Consider the following 22,444-nt stretch of genomic DNA (forward strand, 5'->3'; position numbering starts at 1 on the left):
TAGGATTGCTACAACTAATAAGTATAAATAATTCTTTCAGGATTAAGCATGCCAAATAGCGCGAATACCAATGCAAATGGACGGATACTTTTTTTATTTATCGCAATACTGATTGTTGGACTATGTAGCGCCGCAGGTGCTTATCTACTACCAAAGCAAGCTGACGTCCCTACCGCACCAACCGTGAACCTACAACAACAAGCAACAACGGTTGCAACTCCCCTTGCTAAGGTGGTCACACAACACGGTTTTGACAGTGCCAAACAGATCGTATCCGCATTATTAGCATCTAACGAGCATTTGGGCGCCTATTTGTACGTCAATACGGGGATGGGGCAACCAAACCTGGTATTTCAACAAAGTGCAGGAGAGCAAATCATTGCACTGAATCGCGAAGAGTCCTATAACAAAGACACAATGCAGGTTTACCACATGCCACTGCGACTAGATGAGCAAAACGTTGGTGAACTCATTTTGACTTATACCCCCCCCCGTTGCTACTACATCATCAGGCGATCCATTCATTGCCTATATACTGCTCGCTGCCGCTATTATTTGCGCCTTGATGATTGTTGTAATTGCGGCTCGTCGGCTTTCTGGCGCATCAAGTAACGATACTGAAGAGCTTATCTCAGAAATCAATCATCTAACGATGGATAAAAACTACAAGTCGACAGTTGGTACTTATTATAGTGGCGGTCTGGCTGAGATTGCTGAGGCGATAAATGCGCTGTTAAAGCAAGTACAATCATCCATAGAGTCCGATCAAGCAACGCAAAATGAGTTAAAACAGCTTCAAGAAAGTCTCGAAACTGAAGTTCAAGCCCGCACGCTGGCGCTAGAAAAAGCGATTTTAAATGCGGAGCGTGCCAGTGATGCTAAAACCACTTTCTTAGCCACCATGAGCCATGAGATCCGCACGCCAATGAACGGCGTCATTGGGACCATTGATTTACTGCGTCAAACCGATCTTGACGGTGCTCAACATCGCCTCACTACGATTATTCGCGACTCGGCTTTCTCGTTACTTGGTATTCTCGATGATATTCTCGACTTTTCTAAAATTGAGGCGGGTAAATTACGCATAGACAATAGTGCTTTCTCGGTGGCTGAAACCACAGAGGAAGTCGCACGTGTGCTTTCATCAGTAGCGAAAAAACGTAAGTTAGACTTACAGCTGTTTATTGCTCCCGACATTCCAACGAATTTAGTTGGTGATACCGTTCGCGTTAGGCAAGTACTTTATAACCTGTGCAGTAATGCCATTAAATTCACGACTACAGATGATTCAATCCAAGGCTATGTAAAAATCTCCGTTGAAGTTGCGCAAAACACCTCGGAGCATTACACCTTACGCTTTACCGTCACTGACAATGGTAAAGGCATGACAAAAGCTCAGTTGAGAGAAATTTTTAATCCGTTTATTCAAGCTGAGGGCTCTATCACCCGAGAATTTGGCGGTACTGGACTTGGCCTTTCTATTTGTAAAAGCTTAATCGAACTCATGCTAGGTAGTATCCATGTTAATTCGGATATTGGCATGGGAAGCGAGTTTGTTGTGGAATTACCATTTAGTGTAGATGGCAAAGTCAATTACGCAAATAAGCAAATGTTAAACGGCCGCACTGTTGCCCTACTCACCCCAAATAATGAGAGACGCACTATTTTAAATCGCTATCTTTCATTCATGGGTGCGAGCGTGGTTGCTATCGATGAAAGCGAAATAACCGAACACCAGCACGAAGATAAACTTATTTGGGTGCTAGATGGTTTAGACGGCATGGACAAGGTCAATGAAGAGCTAAGAACCGTAGTTTACTCGCTTGAGAAAAACGAACAGCAAGTTGTTGTCCTAAGTAAAATGGACGAAGCCGCCCTTAATCACAAAAATATTTTCTATCTCAATGCATCACCGTTATGTAAGTCTAGCTTTATGACGGCTATCTTGGTTGCTGCAGGTTTGCATAAACCAAAGGAAATTAAACCATCACGCACTATCAACGACTTTTTAAGCGTTGATGAAGCAAGAGCAACCAACAAACTGGTGTTGTTAGTTGAAGATAACGTATTAAATCAGCAAGTGCTGACCGACCAATTACACCTGTTAGGCTATGGTGTCGAGGTTGCGGAAAATGGTGAGGAAGGCCTAGAGCTTTGGAAAAAAGAGCACTTTCCAATCGTATTGACCGATTTACATATGCCGAAGATGTCGGGCTACGACATGGTCAAACATATTAGAGACTATGTAGAAACCGCAACAGATACCATTGAACAACCATACATCATTGCCGTGACCGCTAATGCACTCAAAGGTGAAAGAGAACGTTGTGAGGCTGGTGGCATGAATGACTATATCACCAAACCAGTAGAGTTAAATGTATTAGAGGCAACACTTAATAAGTGTATAGAAAGCCTACCAAAAGCACAGCAACCGAGACCAAGTGCTGAGCCAACAGCTGCTGTACCAGCAGCCGCTAGCCAAGTACAGCCGGGATCAGACCAAGAAACAGAGCTAGAGCCTGAAGCTATTGAAGCTGAGGCCAGCGAATCTGCTCCAGCTATCAATATGGACATGCTCAACAAGTATGTAAATCATGATGAAGCGAAACGAAATCGCTTTTTTAGAATGTACTTAGAACAAAGTAGCCAGTTAACACGAGACGTAAATGGCGCGGTGATCACGATGAGCCAAGAAGAAATCATTGAAGCTTGTCATCAACTTAAGTCCATCTCTAAAACTATCGGTGCCGAAAAAGTAGCTGAAACAGCCATAGAGTTTGAAACTTTATGTAAGGAAGGCACACTTACCACCGATCAGCTGATCCAGATGCGTGATAAATTGGAGCAAGACTTTTTAGCCGCAACCGAGTTTATCCAACAATATTTGAGTCAAGAAGCCTAATGATGTGGGGGCACAGCCCCTCGCAACTCCTAGCACCACAAGGGGCAGGCGTTTTCTCAGCAAACGGATTGCAGGGTCGACCTGCTCCTACACCTGCAATGAATGGGAAATATCGCGATATTAATGCTCACGCCATTCATTTAGATATCACCGCCATCTAAATGAATGATCCTTCCCTGAATCACTGACCGCATTTTATTCGCTTTCTGACTCCAAACACTTCCCCTATTAATTCTCACTGAGTATACTGACGCGCTTTTTTAAATTAGTTAGTCGTTACATACAACAAACGCTAGTTGAAATAGGTACTGGTCACCCGTTCAAAAAAAGTACAGGCAAGCCTGAGCTCATACAAGCTAATATCTGATTAAGATTTTTAGTCGGTGACTCGATGGGCAATGCCAATCTGCATTGAAAAGTGTTCTATTTACCGCACGTCGTTTCAAACGTTGCATGCTAAGTACATGGCTCATTATTCAGTGTTGATTGAAAAACATTAGATGCAATAACGCATCCTTTATAAAAATGGCCAGATACAACACATTGATTAGATTAGGAAGTACATATGAATTCAGTTCCGAAGGCCGGAGAATTTCTGGGTCACCCTAAAGGCCTCTTCTTATTATTTGGTACCGAAATGTGGGAGCGCTTTGGCTACTACGGTATGCGTGCCATCTTAGTTCTTTATCTTGTAGCACAAGTACAAAATGGTGGCTTCGGTTGGAGTAATGCCGACGCACTAAGTCTTTACGGCACGTTTACGATGGCCGTTTATCTCACCCCACTATTTGGTGGTTGGCTTGCTGATAACGTATTAGGTCAGCGCAAAGCCATCATTATTGGTGGTATTTTAATGGCTGCTGGCCATTTTATTATGGGTATTCCTCACAGCGTTGTGGCAGGACAAGAAGTAAACGTCTTCTACCTGGGCTTGGCTTTACTTTGTTTAGGTAATGGCTTATTCAAGCCTAATATCTCAACGATGGTTGGCGATTTATACCAAGAAGGTGACAAGCGCCGTGACGGTGCATTCACTATCTTCTATATGGGTATCAACTTAGGTGGTGCATTAGGTCCACTTGTTGCGGGTTATGTAGCAGCGGTCGTAAACTGGCAGGCAGGCTTTATCGCAGCAGGTATTGGTATGATCATTTCTGTGGTTATGCAGCTTATCTTAAGCCAGAAATACCTTGGCGATATCGGTAAAGTACCTTCTACTAAACTTTCTCAACAGATGTCTGACTCACAGACAAAAGAGCCGCTTACGAAGAAAGAAAAAGATCGTATCCGTGTTATTTTCACCATGAGTGTTTTCTCAATTATCTTCTGGATGGGTTTCGAGCAGGCTGGTGGTCTGATGAACCTATTCGCAAACGACTATACCAACCGTATGTTTATGGGCTTTGAGATCCCGGCTTCTTGGTTCCAGTCGCTTAACTCTATCTTCATCATTGTATTTGCGCCATTGGTAGCGATGATCTGGTTAAAGCTAGATAACAAAGAGCCAAACTCTCCAGTGAAGTTTGCAATTGGTCTAGTATTCTTAGCACTTGGTTTCTTAACCATGATGCTAGCGCTTGCAACAGAAGGTGGTGAAGCGGGTGGCACACTTCAGATCAGCATGATTTGGTTAGTATTGTTCTACATGTTCCACACACTTGGTGAACTATGTTTATCACCAATCGGTCTTTCTATGGTAAGTAAACTGGCACCGCTACGTTTAGCATCACTGCTAATGGGAATTTGGTTCCTGTGTACGGCCGTTGCAAACAAACTTGCTGGCCTTGTTGGCTCTTTCATCGGTGAAGGCCAAGAAGCAATGGAAAACGCGATGAGCATCTTCATTGGTTTAGGCGGCGTTGCCTTGCTATCTGCTGTGTTAATGTATCTATTAAGCAACAAGCTTGTAGATTGGATGCACGGCGCTGAGGGCAAGCACGAACCTCATACGCAAGAACATTACCTTGCGGAAGAGCTAGAAGTATCCGCTGAGAAGCAATAATATTTGCTGTAAACCACGCTAATTTAGCGTGGTTTACCTCTCCCACAATAGCCATACGTAAAGATTTAAATACACTTAGCGCCATTTCCCCTCTCAATGTAGTCGTGTGATAAAAATCCCCTCTCTCATATAGTCCATCAATTAAAAACATAAAAAACAAATAAAATCATAGCAATACACAAATAAACTTACAAAATACCCCACAAAGCGCCTTGCTGTTTTTAGTCAAAATTTAAGCAAAAATAATTATCGTCACGCCTGTGTCAATTTTGTGTCTTTTACATGGCAATTGTGCAACTAAATTTACAAAGTCTCCTACTGCTATTTACTGCCTCTAACTTCCCCTTTGCAGTAATTTGATTAATCATCCAGTCATAAATACTAACAAGTCACCCAGTGCTTAATACGGGAGTAAAACAATGAGTGAAGTAAATAATCCACTAGGCCTAGTCGGCATCGAGTTTACAGAATATGCAACACCTGACGCTGATTACATGGATAAAGTATTCACTGACTTTGGATTCTCAAAACTAAAGAAATTTAAAGACAAAGATATCGTTTACTACAACCAGCACGATATTCACTTCCTGTTGAATAACGAGCGTGAAGGCTTCTCAGCACAGTTTGCCAAAAGCCACGGCCCGGCAATTTGTTCTATGGGCTGGCGTGTAGAAAATGCGCAAAAGGCGTTTGATACTGCGGTTGAGCGTGGTGCAAAACCTGCGACTGACTCAACACACAAAGACTTACCATACCCAGCGATTTACGGTATTGGCGATAGCCTTATCTATTTCATCGAAAACTTTGGCGATAAAGGGTCAATCTTCGAGCAAGATTTCGTTGACCTAGAAGAGCAAAAGATTGTTGAAGACAAAGGCTTTAAGCGCATCGACCACCTAACGAACAATGTTTACAAAGGGACGATGGAAACTTGGGCTAACTTCTATAAAGACGTATTTGGTTTTACTGAAGTTCGTTACTTTGACATCAAAGGTCAAAAAACGGCGCTGCTTTCTTATGCACTTAAGTCACCATGTGGCACCTTCTCTATTCCAATCAACGAAGGTAAAGACGACAACAACAACCAGATCGATGAGTACTTAGATGAGTACAATGGTCCAGGTGTATAGCATTTAGCATTTTTAACTGACGATTTAGTTGGCTCACTAGATAAACTGGACAAGAGCACCATTGCCACCTTAGATATCGTAGATCACTACTACGACACTATCTTTGACCGTGTGCCTTGGGTTAAAGAAGATAAAGAAAAGATCAAACAGCACCAAATCCTAGTAGATAGCCAAAGCGAAGACTGCTACCTACTACAGATCTTCACTAAAAACCTGTTTGGCCCAATCTTCATCGAAATGATCCAACGTGTTGACGATGGCGGCTTTGGTGAAGGTAACTTCCAAGCGCTATTCGAGTCAATTGAACGCGACCAAGAGCGCCGTGGTGTAATCTAAACACACATATCAAATTAATAAAGAAGCAGCTAGCGATAGCTGCTTTTTGTGGTTTATCAAATTGCTATTACGACTTGAGTTTTTCACTTTTGACCATAACTCAAGTTGAAAGCCAAAATTAAAGGAAAGGCAATGTCTCAAATTAATGAAACACACGACATCCAATTAACAAGTTGGGTAGCTAGTGCGAATGCGACTGGAACTGATTTCCCTATTCAAAACTTACCTTTTGCAGTATTTCGTCGTAAGAACAGTAATGAAGAGTTTCGTGGCGGAGTTGCGATTGGTGATCAAGTACTAGACCTTGGCGCAGTTGTTGACGCTAACCTATTTTCAGGCGACGCCGCAGAAGCAGCCGAAGCTGCAAACGCCCCAGCATTAAATGAATTTATGGGTATGGGCCAACAGTACTGGTCGGCTCTTAGACTTGCCCTGTCTCGTGCATTACGTGAAGGTTCTGAACTGCAATCAAGCCTTGAAGGCGCATTGGTTGCACAGGATGACGTAGAATACGCTTTACCTTGTCACATTGGCGATTACACTGACTTTTATACCTCAATCTACCACGCAACAGCGGTAGGTAGCCTGTTCCGTCCTGATAACCCTCTGCTACCAAACTACAAATGGGTACCAATCGGTTATCATGGTCGTGCATCGTCTATTGGTGTTTCAGGTCAAACGTTCCCTCGCCCTAAAGGCCAGACCAAAGCACCAGATGCAGATACGCCGTCATTCGGTCCTTGTAAACGTCTAGACTACGAATTAGAGCTGGGTATTTATCTAGGTAAAGGTAATGAACTTGGCGACTCTATCGCAATTAAAGACGCTGAAGATCACGTTTTTGGTTTCTGTTTATTCAATGACTGGTCTGCACGTGACTTGCAAGCTTGGGAATATCAACCATTAGGTCCATTCCTTGCGAAAAACTTTGCTTCAACGGTTTCTCCTTGGGTTGTAACCACCGAAGCACTTGCACCATACCGTACTCAATGGCACCGTGATGAAAACGATCCACAACCGCTGGAATACTTAGAATCAACGCAAAACCGCGAGTCTGGTGCTATTGATATTCGCATGGATGTCTTACTAGAGACTGAAAAAATGCGTAGCGAAGGCGCTAAACCAAGCAAACTGTCTGAATCCAGCTTCAAGCACAGCTATTGGACGGTTGCGCAAATGGTTACGCACCACACAGTGAACGGCTGTAACTTCCTACCAGGTGATATGCTAGGCTCAGGCACGCAATCTGGTCCTGAGCATGTAGAAGCGGGTTCATTACTCGAACTATCACGCGGCGGTAAAGAAACTATCACACTTGCAAACGGAGAAGAGCGTAAGTTCCTAGAAGATGGCGATAAAGTAATTATGCGCGGTTGGTGTGAAGCCCAAGGCTACAACCGTATTGGTTTTGGCTGTGTTGAAGGCACTGTACTTCCAGCAAAATAATCGCAATTATTCGTGCGTTAATCGCAATTTTATTTACTTTTAAATCAAAGGCATGATGATTTCATGCCTTTTTTTAGTTCTAAAAACTGGAAATTTGACTAAAAATTGTTAGAGTGTAGCGCTGATTTAAATTTGAGGTTGAATGTTGCAAGTACTCAAGCGCCTATATCTAAAGCTGTTTAAGCCGACTCAATTAATTGTTCGTCAAGACGCAACTGTCAAGATGCTGAAACTGCCATCTTGGGTTCAAGCTTGCTCGATTTTGATTCTGCTTGCTGTCGCCATTTGGATAGCCAATGCCTCACTCAAATTACAAAAAAACGGTGACAAGCTTACTAAAGAGCAACAAAACTTAGCGCAGCTACAAGCTAAGTGGCAAAAAGAAAAATCACAGCTTCAAGCACAATTAGCGCAGCAAAAAGGCATGCTTGACCAACTGTCACAGCAGCACAGTGTGCTTGAGTCATTGGTTGACTCGACTCAAACAACTGACGACAACGTAGTGGAAGGCGAGCTAGAAGAAACACCGACAGACCTTAACAGCTCACAACCAAGTACCACAACCGAATTTGCTCCCCAAGCCAGTTACCTACTCATCCAACAACGACAGCTCAGCGAACAACTTGGGCAATCGTTCAGCGCTGAAATTGCAGCGATGCAAGAATCCATCGACAGTGCGGGATTACAACTATCATCTGACTTCTCAGAAGCACAAGGTGGTCCCTACTTCCAAGCCGACTTAGAATTAGTAGAAGCCAGCTTTATTAATGCCATTGACCAATACGCTGTTTATGCGCAGTTAGCGACGATGATTGGCCAACTGCCAGATACACTGCCTGTCGCTCAGGAGAAATATTATGTCTCCAGTGCTTTTGGTTTTCGTAAAGACCCAATCACTGGCCGTCGTGCCTATCATAAAGGTATCGATCTCGCAGGTTGGCACAAGACACAGATCGTAGCCCCCGCTTCTGGCACCGTTAAACGAGCGGGGAAAAATGGCGGCTATGGCAACTTTATCGAAATTGAGCACGCCAATGATATCACCACACGTTATGGTCATCTTCACACCATCAAAGTGAAAGCGGGTCAACAAATCAATAAAGGTGATGTAATTGCATTAATGGGTAGCACAGGAAGAAGTACGGCGACACACTTGCACTATGAAGTGATTCAAGGTAAAAAACACCTAAACCCAATTAAAATCGCTCGCGCATTCAATAAGTAACATATAATTGCAATTGCGCTGCGGTAGCGAGGAATTCGTGTTTAACTCTTTTAAAAACCAACGAAACGACGTCCCGGCCATTATTGCTCAAAGCACTAAAGTCACGGGCGATATTGTCTGTGAAGGTGAACTGCAATTAGATGGCACCGTCCATGGTAATCTCGACATCGAAAAACTAATCATCGGCAATAAAGGTTTAGTACAAGGTAATATCCAAGCCAATGAACTGACGATATTAGGTAAGGTAGAAGGTGATATTCAGGCCAAACAAGTTACACTGCTTCCTAGTGCTCAAGTATTTGGCAATATCGAACACGAAACCTTAACGATTGAAGCTGGTGCGCATGTCGATGGTAAACTGACGCACCGTAACGAGCGAGCCAATAATGTCACGGCAATTGACTCTACTGACGATCAAACTGTAAACAACTAAGATCTTTTCGCGCTGATATACATGTTAATGTCAGCGTGAAACACTTTCTCTCCCACAGTATTAAAAACTTCCACCGGTACAACTATCTCTTCTTTATCTTGCCATGTTCGCGGGTATTCTATTTGCGCCACGGCATGCAGATCGGTCTCGGCTTTAGCTAAATATTGCACTGACATCCCCTTTGGGATCCAGCGATGGGTTTTATGATCGATGGTTGCGTCTGTCATGACTCCTGCACACAACTCGGCAAGATTACACTGTGCAATAGCGTGAACCGTACCTATGTGGTTATGAATGGCTTTACGGTTACGAATTGTGGCTCTACAAACGCCAGGCTTCAGTTGTGTGATTTTAGGCTTAATGGTGCCAAAGTAAGGGGCCTTACGACATACCGCCTTACTGAACATCCATTTACCAAATGGCAACCAACTCATCCTTTTATAAATTTTTAAAAGTGGTGCAGACATAAGATTTTTCTAAAATGATTTTGCTTAAAATTAACACATCTGACCAGTTAATCAACCGTCTACAATTATCAGCGAATAAAATATCTTAAAAATTTGCTAAATCGGCGCTTTGTCCTGTCTTTTCTCATTCTCCACAATACAATAACGGCCAAAAGGAGACGCCATGACCCAATCAAATTCAAAAGCACTGATTTTTATTCTCGCTTTACTTGTTATCTTTTGCCCTTTAGGTATCGATCTCTATCTACCTGCGTTTGTGGACATGCAGTCCAGCCTTCAAGTATCAGAAAGCCAAATTCAGCAAACGGTGAGTATTTATATGTTAGCTGTGGGTCTTGGACAATTGATAGCAGGTCCACTTGCGGATAAATATGGCCGTAAACCAGTTGCACTGGTTGGAATCGTTTTGTTTGCACTTGGCGCCGTAATGGCAAGCACAGTCTCCACTTGGCCGCTCATGATGGTAGCTCGAGTGCTACAAGGTCTGGGCGCTTGCGCCACTTTCGTCAGCGCTTTTGCTATTGTTCGTGATAGCTTTGGACACAAAGGCAGTGGCCAAATGATCACTTACCTCAATGGTATTGTATGTTTTATCCCAGCATTAGCGCCTATTTTAGGTGCGTGGTTAACCGTCGAGTTTGGCTGGCAGAGTAATTTTAGCTTTTTGTTTGGCTTTGCCGTTGTTGGCCTCATCTTAGTTTCTCTTATCTATAAAGAGACTCGCCCCGAAGATACGCATTACAGTGGTCATATCCTAGATTTGAGACGTTTTAAGCCGATGCTCAGTAGCTCGACTTTCATATACAATGCCGCCTTAGCTATGCTTGGTATGGCTGCAATGCTGGTATTTGTGATTTCGGCTCCGGGGTGGATCATGGCAAAAATGGGCGGCAGTGTTTCCGACTTCACATTTTGGTTTACTGGCAATGCGGTGCTGAGTATTGTCGCAAGTTTTATTGCTCCCCACTTCATCAAGCGTAATAGCCAGAAGTCACTCACCTTTGGCCTCGCCGTTTTTAGCTTTAGCGGCCTGTTGTTACTGGCTTTACCACAAACTGAAATAGCGCACTTTGTACTGCCTATGTATATGGCATCAGTCGGCTTTGCATTTACGATTGGAGCCGCGGCTGGTAAAGCGTTATCTGGGTTTGCTAAACAAGCTGGGACGGCTTCAGCGCTGATTGGGGTACTACAGATGAGTGGCGCAGGGATACTTGCAACCATGACACAACCATTAGCATTGGATGCCCCGATGCAACTCGCGTTGCACTTACTACTCGCACTACCTTTCCTGCTATTGCTGGCTACGAAGTATCGTCACCAGCTTCACAGTGCAGCTTAATTAGAATTGATGTAATAGCAATTATCAGTACAGTTCCTTTATTAATAACTACGATGTATGGTTAGACGTCCTGTCATAACCATACATTATATTAAAGTAATTAAATATTCTTATTAATTCCACAAATCTGCATAATTTACTCTTTACGAGTTCTTGTTATTGGTTATATGCTAACCACCGTTAAGAAGTTGTTAGTTTTTATTAACAACAATATTCACGCAATGTAACTGAGAAAATAACAATGAAATTAAACAAGTTAACTGGGGCACTACTTATCGCTGGCGCTTGCGCTATGTCACAAGCACAGGCATCTGACGATCGATACATCATTCAGGTCGACAATTCGAAAAAAGGCGTCGTAAAAGCACTTGCTAAAAAGCTTGGCGCTGAGCTGCACGTTGATGGCGATGGCTTCTTCGCTGCAACTTTTACAGGCAAAGATCTTAGTCAAGTAAAGGGCTTATTAAACAACCCACACATCAAACTCGTTGAAGCAGACCAAAAGCGTTACCCACTGGGGATTTATAACGACGACGCAGGTAACCCAATGCAGCAACAGGTTACGCCTTATGCAGTTTACCAATCACAAGCTGATCAACTTACTTTCGATGCCAATGCAGGCATGAAAGTATGTGTGATTGACTCAGGTCTTGACCAATCAAACCCTGATTTCATTTGGGGTAATATCACTGGTGATAATGACAGCGGCACAGGTAATTGGTATGAAAATGGTGGCCCACACGGCACACACGTAGCCGGTACTATCGGTGCTGCTGACAATAATATTGGTGTTATCGGCATGGCACCTGGCGTGCCAATGCACATTATTAAAGTATTTAACGCAGAAGGCTGGGGCTACTCTTCTGACCTTGCTCACGCGGCAAACCTATGCTCACAAGCAGGTGCAAACATCATCAATATGAGCTTGGGTGGTGGTGGCTCAAACAATACAGAATCAAACGCATTTGAAAACTTCCGTAATGCTGGTGGCTTAGTTGTTGCTGCAGCTGGTAACGATGGCAACAATGTTCGTTCATATCCTGCAGGCTACCCATCAGTAATGATGATCGGTGCAAACGATGCAGATAATCAAATTGCAGACTTTTCTCAGTACCCAAGCTGTACTTCTGGTCGTGGAAAGCGCGCGACTAACGACGAGCATATTTGTGTAGAGGTAACTGCAGGCGGTGTTGATACGCTTTCAACTTACCCAGCAGACATGGCGACCTCTTCAAGCATGACCGCTGATGGTTCGGCGTTTGCAAGTTCAGCAATGGAAAATAGCGGTAACGCTTCAGGCTCGCTTTACTTTATGGGCACAGCTGAAGCAACCGATGGCGCTGCAAACGGTAAAGTGTGCCTAATTGACCGTGGTAATATTTCATTCCACGATAAAGTAGCAAACTGTGAAGCATCTGGTGGTATCGGCGCGATTATCGTAAACAATGAAGCAGGCATGCTATACGGCACTTTAGGTGATACTAACAGCACATCAATCCCAGCGGTTGGCGCTGCATTTGAAGATCGCACAGCGTTGATGGCCGCTACAAACGCGAACATCAGCATTGGTACGAGTGATTATGGCTTAATGAGCGGCACATCAATGGCAACTCCTGCTGTTGCAGGTCTTGCAGCATTGGTATGGTCTAACCACCCAGAGTGTACTGGTGAAGAAATCCGTAGTGCATTAAAAGCAACCGCAGCAGATGCTGGCGCTGCAGGTAAAGACGTGTACTTTGGTTACGGTATCGTTAAAGCAGCAGATGCGAGCGCTTACTTAACAGCTAATGGTTGTGCTGGCGGTGGTACAGGTTCAGGTGGCGGTGATAACACAACAAGCGTTGAGCTTTCAGCTTCAGGTTATAAGCAAAAAGGTAACAGTAATGTTGACTTAAGCTGGAATGGTGTAAGCACGTCACAAGTCGATATTTATCGCAACGGTAGTAAAATTGTCACAACTAGCAATGATAATAGTCATACAGACAGCATCAGTGTTAAAGGCGGCGGTACATACGGCTACCAAGTGTGCGAACAAGGTAGCACTGCGGCCTGTTCAGCAACACAAACTGTTGTGTTTTAACTCCCAACCAACCAATTCAAGAATGCCGGTCTTTTGATCGGCATTTTTTTATTCTACTACTCCCCCCTCATCTTTTGTTGATAGCTTGTTCGGCTCCCTCTCTTAAGATCTGGATAAAGCGGGTAAGCCTATGACCATAGAGATTTGTTCATTTCCATTTCACTTCTACACTCTATAATGGAGTTGGACAGTCACAGAAGGAGTTCATGAAATGAGTACATCGGGTTATACCCCACCTAAAGTTTGGCAGTGGCCTTGGCAAAGTGGCGATGGTAGTAAGTTCGCAAATATCAACCGCCCTACTGCAGGCGCAAGATTCGAAAAGTCCCTACCGCAAGGCAAACACCCGTTACAACTCTACTCCCTCGCAACCCCAAACGGCGTGAAAGTGACTATCTTGCTAGAAGAGCTTTTAGCAGCCGGGGTAAAAGAAGCAGAATATGATGCCTTTTTAATTAATATCATGGAAGGTGAGCAATTTAGCTCAGGGTTTGTTGCACTGAATCCAAATTCTAAGATCCCCGCGTTATTAGATACCAGCACCAATGAACCTACCAAAATCTTTGAATCTGGCTCAATTTTGCTTTATTTAGCTGAAAAGTTCCAAAAGTTCATTCCTCAAGACCCCACAAAACGCACAGAGTGCCTCAACTGGTTATTTTGGCAAATGGGGGCTGCACCACTACTTGGTGGTGGATTTGGTCATTTCTATGCCTACGCACCAGAGCACTACGAATATCCAATCAACCGCTACACGATGGAAGTGAAGCGCCAACTGGATTTACTGAATCAACACCTAGCCACAAGAGAATATATTTGTGGCGATGAATACACTATCGCTGATATGGCAATCTGGCCGTGGTATGGCGTGCTAGCCCAAGGACACCTATATGACGCGGCAGAGTTTTTAGACGTCAATGGCTATGAACACGTGATCCGCTGGGCTGGACTCATCGCCTCAAGAGAAGCGGTCAAACGCGGAAAAATGGTAAATAAAACATGGGGAGAACCTCATGAGCAGCTTCATGAAAGGCACGACGCCAGCGACTTTGATACCAACACCCAAGACAAACTAGAGCCATAACCTTACCTTGGTTTAATTCTTGGTTTTATAAGAGTTAGCTTTATCTATCGGGTTTGATTAATCAGATTTAATCAAACCCGATTGTCTGTATGTCAGAAAAGAATGGTGTTAGTTTATTTTATGCTTAAGAACAAAACGGTATTCGACGATAAACGTTTTTTAAAAAGCTAAGTCGTACAATGGGGTGAGCTCAACACCTAACTAGAGAAGCACGAAAAACCATGCATTATTTGTGCTTTTGTCAGTAATAGCTGAATTTTACAGGTAAGTGTTGTCGAAGTAATAAGCTCTTTGGCCTTGATTAGACACCCAACTGGTGCGCATTTATTTAAGCAATGAATTGAATCGTTTACACCTTAACTGAGCCTTTAACTAACTGGACGAATAAGCCATCCCTTGAGTAGCGCAAGATTAAGGTTAACCGATGAATGTCTAGTGGCCCTAAACGATAAGTTGTATCGACTGATTTACCTACCAAAATCTTTGAATCTGGCTCAATTTTGCTTTATTTAGCTGAAAAGTTCCAAAAGTTCATTCCTCAAGACCCCACAAAACGCACAGAGTGCCTCAACTGGTTATTTTGGCAAATGGGGGCTGCACCACTACTTGGTGGTGGATTTGGTCATTTCTATGCCTACGCACCAGAGCACTACGAATATCCAATCAACCGCTACACGATGGAAGTGAAGCGCCAACTGGATTTACTGAATCAACACCTAGCCACAAGAGAATATATTTGTGGCGATGAATACACTATCGCTGATATGGCAATCTGGCCGTGGTATGGCGTGCTAGCCCAAGGACACCTATATGACGCGGCAGAGTTTTTAGACGTCAATGGCTATGAACACGTGATCCGCTGGGCTGGACTCATCGCCTCAAGAGAAGCGGTCAAACGCGGAAAAATGGTAAATAAAACATGGGGAGAACCTCATGAGCAGCTTCATGAAAGGCACGACGCCAGCGACTTTGATACCAACACCCAAGACAAACTAGAGCCATAACCTTACCTTGGTTTAATTCTTGGTTTTATAAGAGTTAGCTTTATCTATCGGGTTTGATTAATCAGATTTAATCAAACCCGATTGTCTGTATGTCAGAAAAGAATGGTGTTAGTTTATTTTATGCTTAAGAACAAAACGGTATTCGACGATAAACGTTTTTTAAAAAGCTAAGTCGTACAATGGGGTGAGCTCAACACCTAACTAGAGAAGCACGAAAAACCATGCATTATTTGTGCTTTTGTCAGTAATAGCTGAATTTTACAGGTAAGTGTTGTCGAAGTAATAAGCTCTTTGGCCTTGATTAGACACCCAACTGGTGCGCATTTATTTAAGCAATGAATTGAATCGTTTACACCTTAACTGAGCCTTTAACTAACTGGACGAATAAGCCATCCCTTGAGTAGCGCAAGATTAAGGTTAACCGATGAATGTCTAGTGGCCCTAAACGATAAGTTGTATCGACTGATTTAGGCAGCGATGAGATCGCAATAAGAGGCCCTCAATATGTGTTTGCCGTAAACGATTTAACGGCTAACCGACATAACGAAGTTGAACAGGTTTAAGCGTTGCCAATACAAATTAGCTGCTTACTTAAAAGCAGCTAAAAAGAATCGTTATGCGTACTTGACCGGAGAAGGTTCAGATGTGTTAAGCCGGTATATTCTCATAAGTCTCGGCTAACTCTTCTTGAAATTTTCTTTGGGCTTTTTTAGCTTCTTTACGGTACTTAGTAAGCTGATTGTAATTTGGATACTCTTTATCAAAAAACATCATATCTCTGAGTTGAGTTTCCAGAGATGAACACTCTTTAAATTTTTCTACAGCATTTTCAGCCTTTAATAACTTTAATTTTGACTGAACAGATTGTCTAGCTGACCAAGAATCAACAAGGGCTTTATCTCTCTCTTTAATCCATTTCAATTGGTTCGCACTAAGGTCAACATTTTCCATGTCAAAATCCATCTTCTTCGTTATGCCGCCAATCTTATATATAACACCATTCCATGCGGCGAAATATTCTTCTGCTTCTGAAGCAATTTGTTCTATAACTTTAACTTTGTGCTCTAGCAGATATTTATTTTGCTCTGATTTGTGCGAAAACTTCACCCCTAGGTAGGTGAAAACCCCTGTAATTAATGAGCCTAAGCCAATTTTTACGGCTGTATCAGCCACATCTATCCATTCTTTCGGCAAAACTATTCCTCTATATTTTTAGGCTTAACGCCTCAATATGGGGCGTATTAAGCTTGGCTAAAATTAGCGAAGAATGAGCGTCAGCCAAGCTTTAGACGTCCCACACATAATTGACTTGTTATTTGGCCGTTCAGTCTTGAAACTCTTTTGGTATTTCCGATTCAAAAGTGCTTTTTAACAGTTCAATGGCTTCAAATGGTATCTCTATTTCAGCAGCAGAAAACTCTATCAGCTTCTTAGAGTCATTTCTAAAAATTTCGCAACAGAAGACCGATTTACCATTTGTTGTTTCGCATAGTTCGACACCGATTCCGTTTCGAACTATGTCGCTAGCCACTTGAATAGTGAATTTTCTTCCTGATATTTCAAACATTCTCTAAGGCCATATAACAATTTAATAGTCCGCAAATCGCGCATATTTCTGATTTGCAATCGCGCACTTTTATGATTGGTTTAGTTTTAACAAAATTGATAACTCATGGCCAACATTATTAAAAGTTCAAGTTACGATTTTTTGAGAAAGATAAAAATGCGCAACTTGCGCATTTTCTTGAATATGGGGGAAATAGCTCTATTTGTTAATTCTAGTGTTCCTCTCAAAGCAGCAAATTTGCCTGCAAGCACCAAACAAAACTATCAGCACAGTTCTCCTCCCTCATCACACCCGAAAGTAAATTGCCAATGAGTCATTTCACGCATGGATGCGTGAAAAGCTGTGACAGGGCCAAGGATGGCCCTTACACAGCGGTGACGTTCATATTGGCAATTTTCTTGAGGAGTCAGTGTAGTGCAACCGTCTTGTAAGGCACGTCCTTGTGCCTGACAAGACTTGGCCGACATCCTGTCGACACATTGCATATCGGCTTATGCCTTTCGGGTGTGATGGAGGGGGGGGAATAAGTTGCTTGTGAGATCGTCTACGATTTTTACGGTGAAGCTGTTTGCAAGGGTTACAAAAACTATCAGCGTAGCCTCCTACCTCACAGTCTGAATCGTTTTGTGGGAGGCGGTTCACCCGCCGAGAAGTTACGCTTTTCGGGCGTGGTATTGACTGTTGTTTCTGGTTTTATCTCCTGAAGCAGCTAAGTCACTTACAAGCACCAAAAAAGCTCTCAGCACCGTTTTCCTCCCTCATCACACACGAAAGTAAAGTGCCAATGAGTCATTTCAACGCATGGATGCGTGAAAAGCGGTGACAGGGACAGGGATGTCCCTTACACCGCGGTGACGTTCATATTGGCGATTTACTTGAGGAGTCAGTGTGATGTCGGGAGTGCCCTTTCTTTTGCATACTTTTCTTTGGGCATCAAAGAAAAGTATGTCGTAGCCCTGTAGTGGTCAACTAATTTTGGCCACAGTTTTAGAATCTTGGTATCTAACCTCAGATTCATTTGGCGCTAAACCAGCATTATAATGATGAGGCCTAACGTTGTTATAATATCCGTTGATATAATCACTCACACCATATTTAGCATCTTTAAAGTTTTCGTATCCAACCTTTGGCATCCACTCCGTTTTAAAGCTTCTAAAAAATCGCTCCATTGGCGCATTATCCCAACAATTTCCGCGCCTGCTCATACTTTGTGTAATTTTATAGCGCCATAAACGTTGGCGGTACTTCAAGCTTGTATAATGGCTTCCTTGGTCTGAGTGAAACATCAATCCACTTGGTTTACCTCTGCTTTCATACGCGAGTTCAAGCGCTTTTAGCGTTAAGCTAGTATCTGGCGACAACGACATTGCCCAACCAACGACTTTACGTGCAAATAAATCAACAACGACCGCTAAATAGGCCCAGCGATTGCCTGTCCAAATATACGTCACATCACCGCACCACACCGTATTCGGCTCAACAACATCAAACTGCCTGTCTAGCAAATTTGGGATTTCAAGATGCTCATTACCACCCCTTTTATATTGATGTTGTGGTACTTGGCAGCTCTCTAGTTTTAGTTTAACCATTAGCTTAGCGGCGCGATAACGGCTTAATTCAAAATCGTTATTCGTTGCGATTGCTGCGATTGTCCGTGCCCCAGCTGAACCGCCGCTCATTGCATGTATGGCTTTAACTTCAGCTTCTAGCCTTATTTGCTCTGGTGTAGGCGTTGTATCCCGTATGGCCCAATATTTATAGCTGCTGCGATGCACATTGAATACGCTACACAACACGCTAATTGGGTAACGCTCTCGTTGATTTAATTTCTCAATTAACGAGAATTGTTCAGGGAGTCGGACATCAAGAGAGCGGTAGCCTTTTTTAATATATCCTTTTCTAATTCAATGCGTTGGATTTGCTTTTTAAGTTCGCGGATTTCAATTTGTTCAGGTGTCATTGGTGACGCTGTGGGTGTCTGGCCATTCCGCTCTTGCTTCAATTGAGTTACCCACTTACTTACAGTTGATTTACCAACCCCCATAGCCTTAGCTGCATCTTCTTGTGTGTAGCCTTGGTCAACTACAAGTTGAGCTGTTTCTAATTTGATTGCCGCAGAATAGGTTGCGCGTTTTAATTTCGTCATTTTTTCACCCAAATTTGTATGCAAATAGCATAACATTTCTTTCTTAATGGGTGGCCAAATTAACTATGCCACTACACCCATGGACGGGCGCCGAAACCAGTCAGGAGGACAACAAACCAACACAGCGAGATTCAATACCTCCCAAAACAAAATCGTAACAATTCAGTGATGTAGATTTCGCCAGAACCCTGTATTATAAGCCTGTTAAAAGCTTAGGAACGGGTGTGCCTGTACGTTAAGCGAATGGATACTAAAATCAATAACTGTGCTTATGGAACTTTTTGCGCGAATGGAATGATATTATGATCAAGAAAACCGCCATCATCATTGCAATATTGGCTGCTATTAGCGGCTGTAAATCGCTGGTTTATAAAGGTAATAAACTTTACGAAGCGGGAATGTACCGCCAAGCTGCTGAATATTATTCACAAGCACTCGCGGAAGACCCTGAGGATCTTGAAGCGAAACAAGGTTTAACACTGGCGCGAGATAAGCTTATAGATAAAGGACTTATCGATGTGCGTATGCTGCGCTTAGCAAATAACTACACCGCTGCTGCAACTAGGCTAGAAGAAATCGTAGAGAACCAAGCACAATGGCAAATGAAGCCGACTGGCGCGATGGCAAATACCCAAAGAGAAGAACTAGATTACGCGAGGCAATGGCTACTCGACGAAGCCCGCTCGCTATCAAATACGCCCTACCCTGACAAGTTTAAGCTGTTTGAACATAACTATCGCCATCTGATCAGCAATGCGCAATTAGCAAGCGCCATGAGTACCCACTATGACACGCTAAGAACGCAAGCGCAGAAAAAGTGTGATGAACTTGCAGGACAGGTCAGCGGGCAGCGCTTCTATTTAAAAAGTTTCACGGAAAAATACTGTTTAGCGTGGCAAACTTCAAAACGTTTACGTGTAGATAACCAAGATAAAAGTCGTTATTTTGCGATGAACATACGAGATCGTGTCGATATTGGCTTGCGCTTTGGCAATTCAATCAGAGGACAATATGGCGCATTTATCTCAAGCCTAAATACGGCATTTAATAATAGCCTCTGGTTTGATAGTGATGGCAGTCAACAGCTTTCATTAGAGCTATATGCAGATGCAGACTATTACCGCACTAGCAATCAATATATTCAGCGTAAGCATTATCAACAGGAAGTTGAACGACCAGACCCTAATAACTCAGATAAGACGCACACCGTAGAAGTCACAAGAGAGTTCACTTACCCGGTGACCATCTACGATGAGAAATTTGATATCAACGTTAATTATGAGGCGAGTTTAGCCCATCGTTATATCAAAGGCAGTGCAAGCGATAGTAAGCATAATAAAACCCGTGCGCATCAGGCTGATTTTGAACAACTTGATATCACCCCACTGTCTCCAGACTTTCTTAATCTTTCACAGATAACTGAAAAGACCTTTGACGAACTACTCAAAAAATTCTCTCAAGATCTTACGCTAACTTGGAAGCAAAATTACTGTGGACAGGCACTTGGCAGCAATAAAGGCGAAAATATTCTACGCTGTGCCAAGCTTGAGCCCGAGCATGACTATATCAACCGTTGGTTTGACCAGCACTTTGGGATCAAGTACTCAGAAATGACGACTTTATACGGTATTTGAGGCTCAGAATGAGTTTTGAAACTCGCCAAAAAGCCGAAAAATGATTATATTGTGCCAACTTTATTTGTATTAGGAATTAAGCTATGCCAAAGGCAAGTGAAATAAAAAAACATGCCGCGATCGAGTATAACGGCCGCGTAATGATTGTTCGTGACATTGAGCGTTCAGTACCACAAGGTCGCGCTGGTGGTAGCCTATACCGTATGCGTATGTACGATGTAGTAGATAACTCTAAAGTAGATGAGACTTTTAAAGCGGAAGAAATGCTGACACTTGCAGATCTTAACCGCCGCCCTGCAATACTTTCATATGTAGATGGTGATGAGTATGTGTTTATGGATGATGAAGACTACACGCCATACCATCTAAATAAAAAGTCTATTGCTGAGCAATTATTGTTTATCGATGAATCAACTAAAGGTTTATCTATCGTCGTGGTTCAGGGCATGCCTGTTTCTATCGACTTACCTTCAAGCGTAGAGCTTGTGATTGAAGATACCTCTCCTTCAATCAAGGGCGCATCTGCTAGTGCTAGAACAAAGCCTGCGACATTAACGACTGGCCTTGTTGTTCAAGTTCCTGAGCATATTTCAAGCGGTGACAAAATTAAGATCAACACTGCTGAATCTAAGTTCATGGGCCGTGCAGAATAAGTCCATTGCACTTTTGATAGCGAGCCGTTGTGCTCGCTAGCGTCTAAAGATCCCCAAACTTTCTTTGCAATAGTGCCATTCTATAATTTTGGCCTTACTCTTAAAAATCGCGCAAAACGCGGTTTACCAAACTTAGTATACCCTTGATATCGATAGGTAATTTGACTACCAATCGGTGGTGGTGATGCGCGCTCTTCGTCGCTAAACCCCGACCCAACTTTAAACTCCATACCTTGTTCATCTCTCACCAATAGCGATCCCATCATCCCTTGGTACTTTCCCTTACCGGGTAAATGCTTAATCACGATAGCTTCGTCATCAAGGTACGGCTTGTATTTTAATACGTTGGTTGTTCTTCCATCTTCGTGTTTGGCATTTTTAGCATGCAAAATAACACCTTCACCGCCTCGCTTTAAGACACCATGATAATAGTCGTTTAACTCATCAACTGAGCCAAATGATAGCTGCTTGACGGGTCTAATGTGTGATAACTCAATATGGCTTAGTAGGCTTAAGTAACGCTCATGGCGCTGAGAGAATATTTCTGTAGAATTTGGTGCGTCAAATACATAATAAGTCACTTGACGCCAGTGTTCGTTATTAGGGGCGTGGCGCCTTGCAATCGCACTCACAAAAGCGAAGTTATTGTACCCAGCCCACAACTCGCCATCTAACCAAGTATCAGGTAATCCTTGCGTGAACCAGTCTGGTGCTTTAATTAAGTGACCGCCACGCGTACGCAGTTGAGAGCCATCCCAAATGGCCCTCACACCATCGAACTTTTCACTAACAAGATAATTAGAAATATCTTTGTTGCCTTGATATACCGAAGCAAGCTGGATTTTTGTGTCGGTTTCATTTCCATAAAGGAGATTGGAAAAACCTAATAATAGACAGAATAAGAATGGTAAATATCGCATAGCATAATCCTTTGCAGTGGATATTTAATACCAGCGACTAGGTGCATTGTTTACGTTCACTGATATTAAAAAT

Annotated in this window: 14 protein-coding genes and 3 pseudogenes; 12 read left to right on the top strand and 5 right to left on the bottom strand. The window is 43.0% G+C overall.

What is annotated here, in order from left to right; translation table 11 throughout:
• Window positions 1-48: 48 nt before the first annotated feature.
• From PPIS_RS10710 to PPIS_RS10735, 6 genes and pseudogenes are all read left to right on the top strand, one after another.
• Window positions 49-2,902 (top strand): annotated as a pseudogene (locus PPIS_RS10710) (hybrid sensor histidine kinase/response regulator).
• A 565-nt stretch (window positions 2,903-3,467) separates the two neighbouring features.
• Window positions 3,468-4,904 carry a peptide MFS transporter gene (locus PPIS_RS10715; protein WP_010372398.1) on the top strand — a complete coding sequence of 479 codons (1,437 nt, stop codon included), beginning with the start codon at window positions 3,468-3,470 and terminating at the stop codon, window positions 4,902-4,904.
• A gap of 419 nt (window positions 4,905-5,323) precedes the next feature.
• Window positions 5,324-6,370, top strand: a pseudogene (hppD, locus tag PPIS_RS10720) (4-hydroxyphenylpyruvate dioxygenase).
• 132 nt (window positions 6,371-6,502) lie between these two features.
• The gene (gene fahA / locus PPIS_RS10725; RefSeq protein ID WP_010372399.1) at window positions 6,503-7,816 is read left to right on the top strand and encodes a fumarylacetoacetase; all 1,314 of its coding nucleotides are present in this window, start codon (window positions 6,503-6,505) and stop codon (window positions 7,814-7,816) included.
• Between the two features lie 142 nt (window positions 7,817-7,958).
• On the top strand, window positions 7,959-9,041 hold the full coding sequence (locus PPIS_RS10730; RefSeq protein ID WP_010372400.1) for a M23 family metallopeptidase: 1,083 nt from the start codon (window positions 7,959-7,961) through the stop codon (window positions 9,039-9,041).
• 37 nt (window positions 9,042-9,078) lie between these two features.
• Window positions 9,079-9,474, top strand: a complete 396-nt coding sequence (locus tag PPIS_RS10735; RefSeq protein ID WP_010372401.1) for a bactofilin family protein — start codon at window positions 9,079-9,081, stop codon at window positions 9,472-9,474.
• Here PPIS_RS10735 and PPIS_RS10740 read toward each other — a convergent pair.
• Window positions 9,471-9,941, bottom strand: a complete 471-nt coding sequence (locus tag PPIS_RS10740) for a hotdog fold domain-containing protein (RefSeq protein WP_010372402.1) — start codon at window positions 9,939-9,941, stop codon at window positions 9,471-9,473. The genes PPIS_RS10735 and PPIS_RS10740 overlap by 4 nt on opposite strands.
• Before the next feature lie 163 nt (window positions 9,942-10,104).
• On the opposite strand from PPIS_RS10740, the gene PPIS_RS10745 reads away from it, so the two are divergent.
• The 4 genes and pseudogenes from PPIS_RS10745 to PPIS_RS10760 form a co-directional block, all read left to right on the top strand.
• On the top strand, window positions 10,105-11,283 hold the full coding sequence (locus tag PPIS_RS10745; RefSeq protein WP_010372403.1) for a multidrug effflux MFS transporter: 1,179 nt from the start codon (window positions 10,105-10,107) through the stop codon (window positions 11,281-11,283).
• Window positions 11,284-11,524: 241 nt separating this feature from the next.
• Entirely contained in the window at window positions 11,525-13,363 is a 1,839-nt protein-coding gene (locus PPIS_RS10750; RefSeq protein ID WP_010372404.1) for a S8 family serine peptidase, read from the top strand.
• Window positions 13,364-13,574: 211 nt separating this feature from the next.
• Entirely contained in the window at window positions 13,575-14,447 is an 873-nt protein-coding gene (gene yghU / locus PPIS_RS10755; RefSeq protein ID WP_010372405.1) for a glutathione-dependent disulfide-bond oxidoreductase, read from the top strand.
• A gap of 458 nt (window positions 14,448-14,905) precedes the next feature.
• A pseudogene (locus PPIS_RS10760) lies at window positions 14,906-15,451 on the top strand (glutathione S-transferase C-terminal domain-containing protein); the annotation flags it as partial.
• A 648-nt stretch (window positions 15,452-16,099) separates the two neighbouring features.
• Here PPIS_RS10760 and PPIS_RS10765 read toward each other — a convergent pair.
• The 3 genes from PPIS_RS10765 to PPIS_RS10775 form a co-directional block, all read right to left on the bottom strand.
• Complete coding sequence (locus tag PPIS_RS10765; protein ID WP_010372406.1) at window positions 16,100-16,645, bottom strand: hypothetical protein; 546 nt, start codon at window positions 16,643-16,645, stop codon at window positions 16,100-16,102.
• 130 nt (window positions 16,646-16,775) lie between these two features.
• Window positions 16,776-17,018 carry a hypothetical protein gene (locus tag PPIS_RS10770; protein ID WP_010372407.1) on the bottom strand — a complete coding sequence of 81 codons (243 nt, stop codon included), beginning with the start codon at window positions 17,016-17,018 and terminating at the stop codon, window positions 16,776-16,778.
• 965 nt (window positions 17,019-17,983) lie between these two features.
• A protein-coding gene (locus PPIS_RS10775) for an IS3 family transposase (protein WP_096040897.1) occupies window positions 17,984-19,164 on the bottom strand; the annotation gives its coding sequence in 2 pieces (ribosomal slippage) (window positions 17,984-18,906 and window positions 18,906-19,164; 1,182 coding nt in all).
• A 302-nt stretch (window positions 19,165-19,466) separates the two neighbouring features.
• Between PPIS_RS10775 and PPIS_RS10780 the strand changes: the two genes are divergently transcribed.
• On the top strand, window positions 19,467-20,798 hold the full coding sequence (locus tag PPIS_RS10780; protein ID WP_010374755.1) for a tetratricopeptide repeat protein: 1,332 nt from the start codon (window positions 19,467-19,469) through the stop codon (window positions 20,796-20,798).
• Window positions 20,799-20,881: 83 nt separating this feature from the next.
• Window positions 20,882-21,451 carry an elongation factor P-like protein EfpL gene (efpL, locus tag PPIS_RS10785; protein ID WP_010374753.1) on the top strand — a complete coding sequence of 190 codons (570 nt, stop codon included), beginning with the start codon at window positions 20,882-20,884 and terminating at the stop codon, window positions 21,449-21,451.
• Window positions 21,452-21,531: 80 nt separating this feature from the next.
• Here efpL and PPIS_RS10790 read toward each other — a convergent pair whose 3' ends face one another.
• Window positions 21,532-22,371: a DNA ligase gene (locus PPIS_RS10790; protein WP_010374752.1), complete on the bottom strand. Its 840-nt coding sequence runs from the start codon at window positions 22,369-22,371 to the stop codon at window positions 21,532-21,534.
• Window positions 22,372-22,444 lie beyond the last annotated feature (73 nt).

This window comes from Pseudoalteromonas piscicida (assembly GCF_000238315.3).
Classification (GTDB): domain Bacteria; phylum Pseudomonadota; class Gammaproteobacteria; order Enterobacterales; family Alteromonadaceae; genus Pseudoalteromonas; species Pseudoalteromonas piscicida.

Coding starts and splice junctions, on each gene's coding strand:
- PPIS_RS10715 (WP_010372398.1), top strand. CDS start 3,468: ATGAATTCAGTTCCGAAGGCCGGAGAATTTCTGGGTCACCCTAAAGGC.
- fahA (WP_010372399.1), top strand. CDS start 6,503: ATGTCTCAAATTAATGAAACACACGACATCCAATTAACAAGTTGGGTA.
- PPIS_RS10730 (WP_010372400.1), top strand. CDS start 7,959: ATGTTGCAAGTACTCAAGCGCCTATATCTAAAGCTGTTTAAGCCGACT.
- PPIS_RS10740 (WP_010372402.1), bottom strand. CDS start 9,941: ATGTCTGCACCACTTTTAAAAATTTATAAAAGGATGAGTTGGTTGCCA.
- PPIS_RS10745 (WP_010372403.1), top strand. CDS start 10,105: ATGACCCAATCAAATTCAAAAGCACTGATTTTTATTCTCGCTTTACTT.
- PPIS_RS10750 (WP_010372404.1), top strand. CDS start 11,525: ATGAAATTAAACAAGTTAACTGGGGCACTACTTATCGCTGGCGCTTGC.
- yghU (WP_010372405.1), top strand. CDS start 13,575: ATGAGTACATCGGGTTATACCCCACCTAAAGTTTGGCAGTGGCCTTGG.
- PPIS_RS10770 (WP_010372407.1), bottom strand. CDS start 17,018: ATGTTTGAAATATCAGGAAGAAAATTCACTATTCAAGTGGCTAGCGAC.
- PPIS_RS10780 (WP_010374755.1), top strand. CDS start 19,467: ATGATCAAGAAAACCGCCATCATCATTGCAATATTGGCTGCTATTAGC.
- efpL (WP_010374753.1), top strand. CDS start 20,882: ATGCCAAAGGCAAGTGAAATAAAAAAACATGCCGCGATCGAGTATAAC.
- PPIS_RS10790 (WP_010374752.1), bottom strand. CDS start 22,371: ATGCGATATTTACCATTCTTATTCTGTCTATTATTAGGTTTTTCCAAT.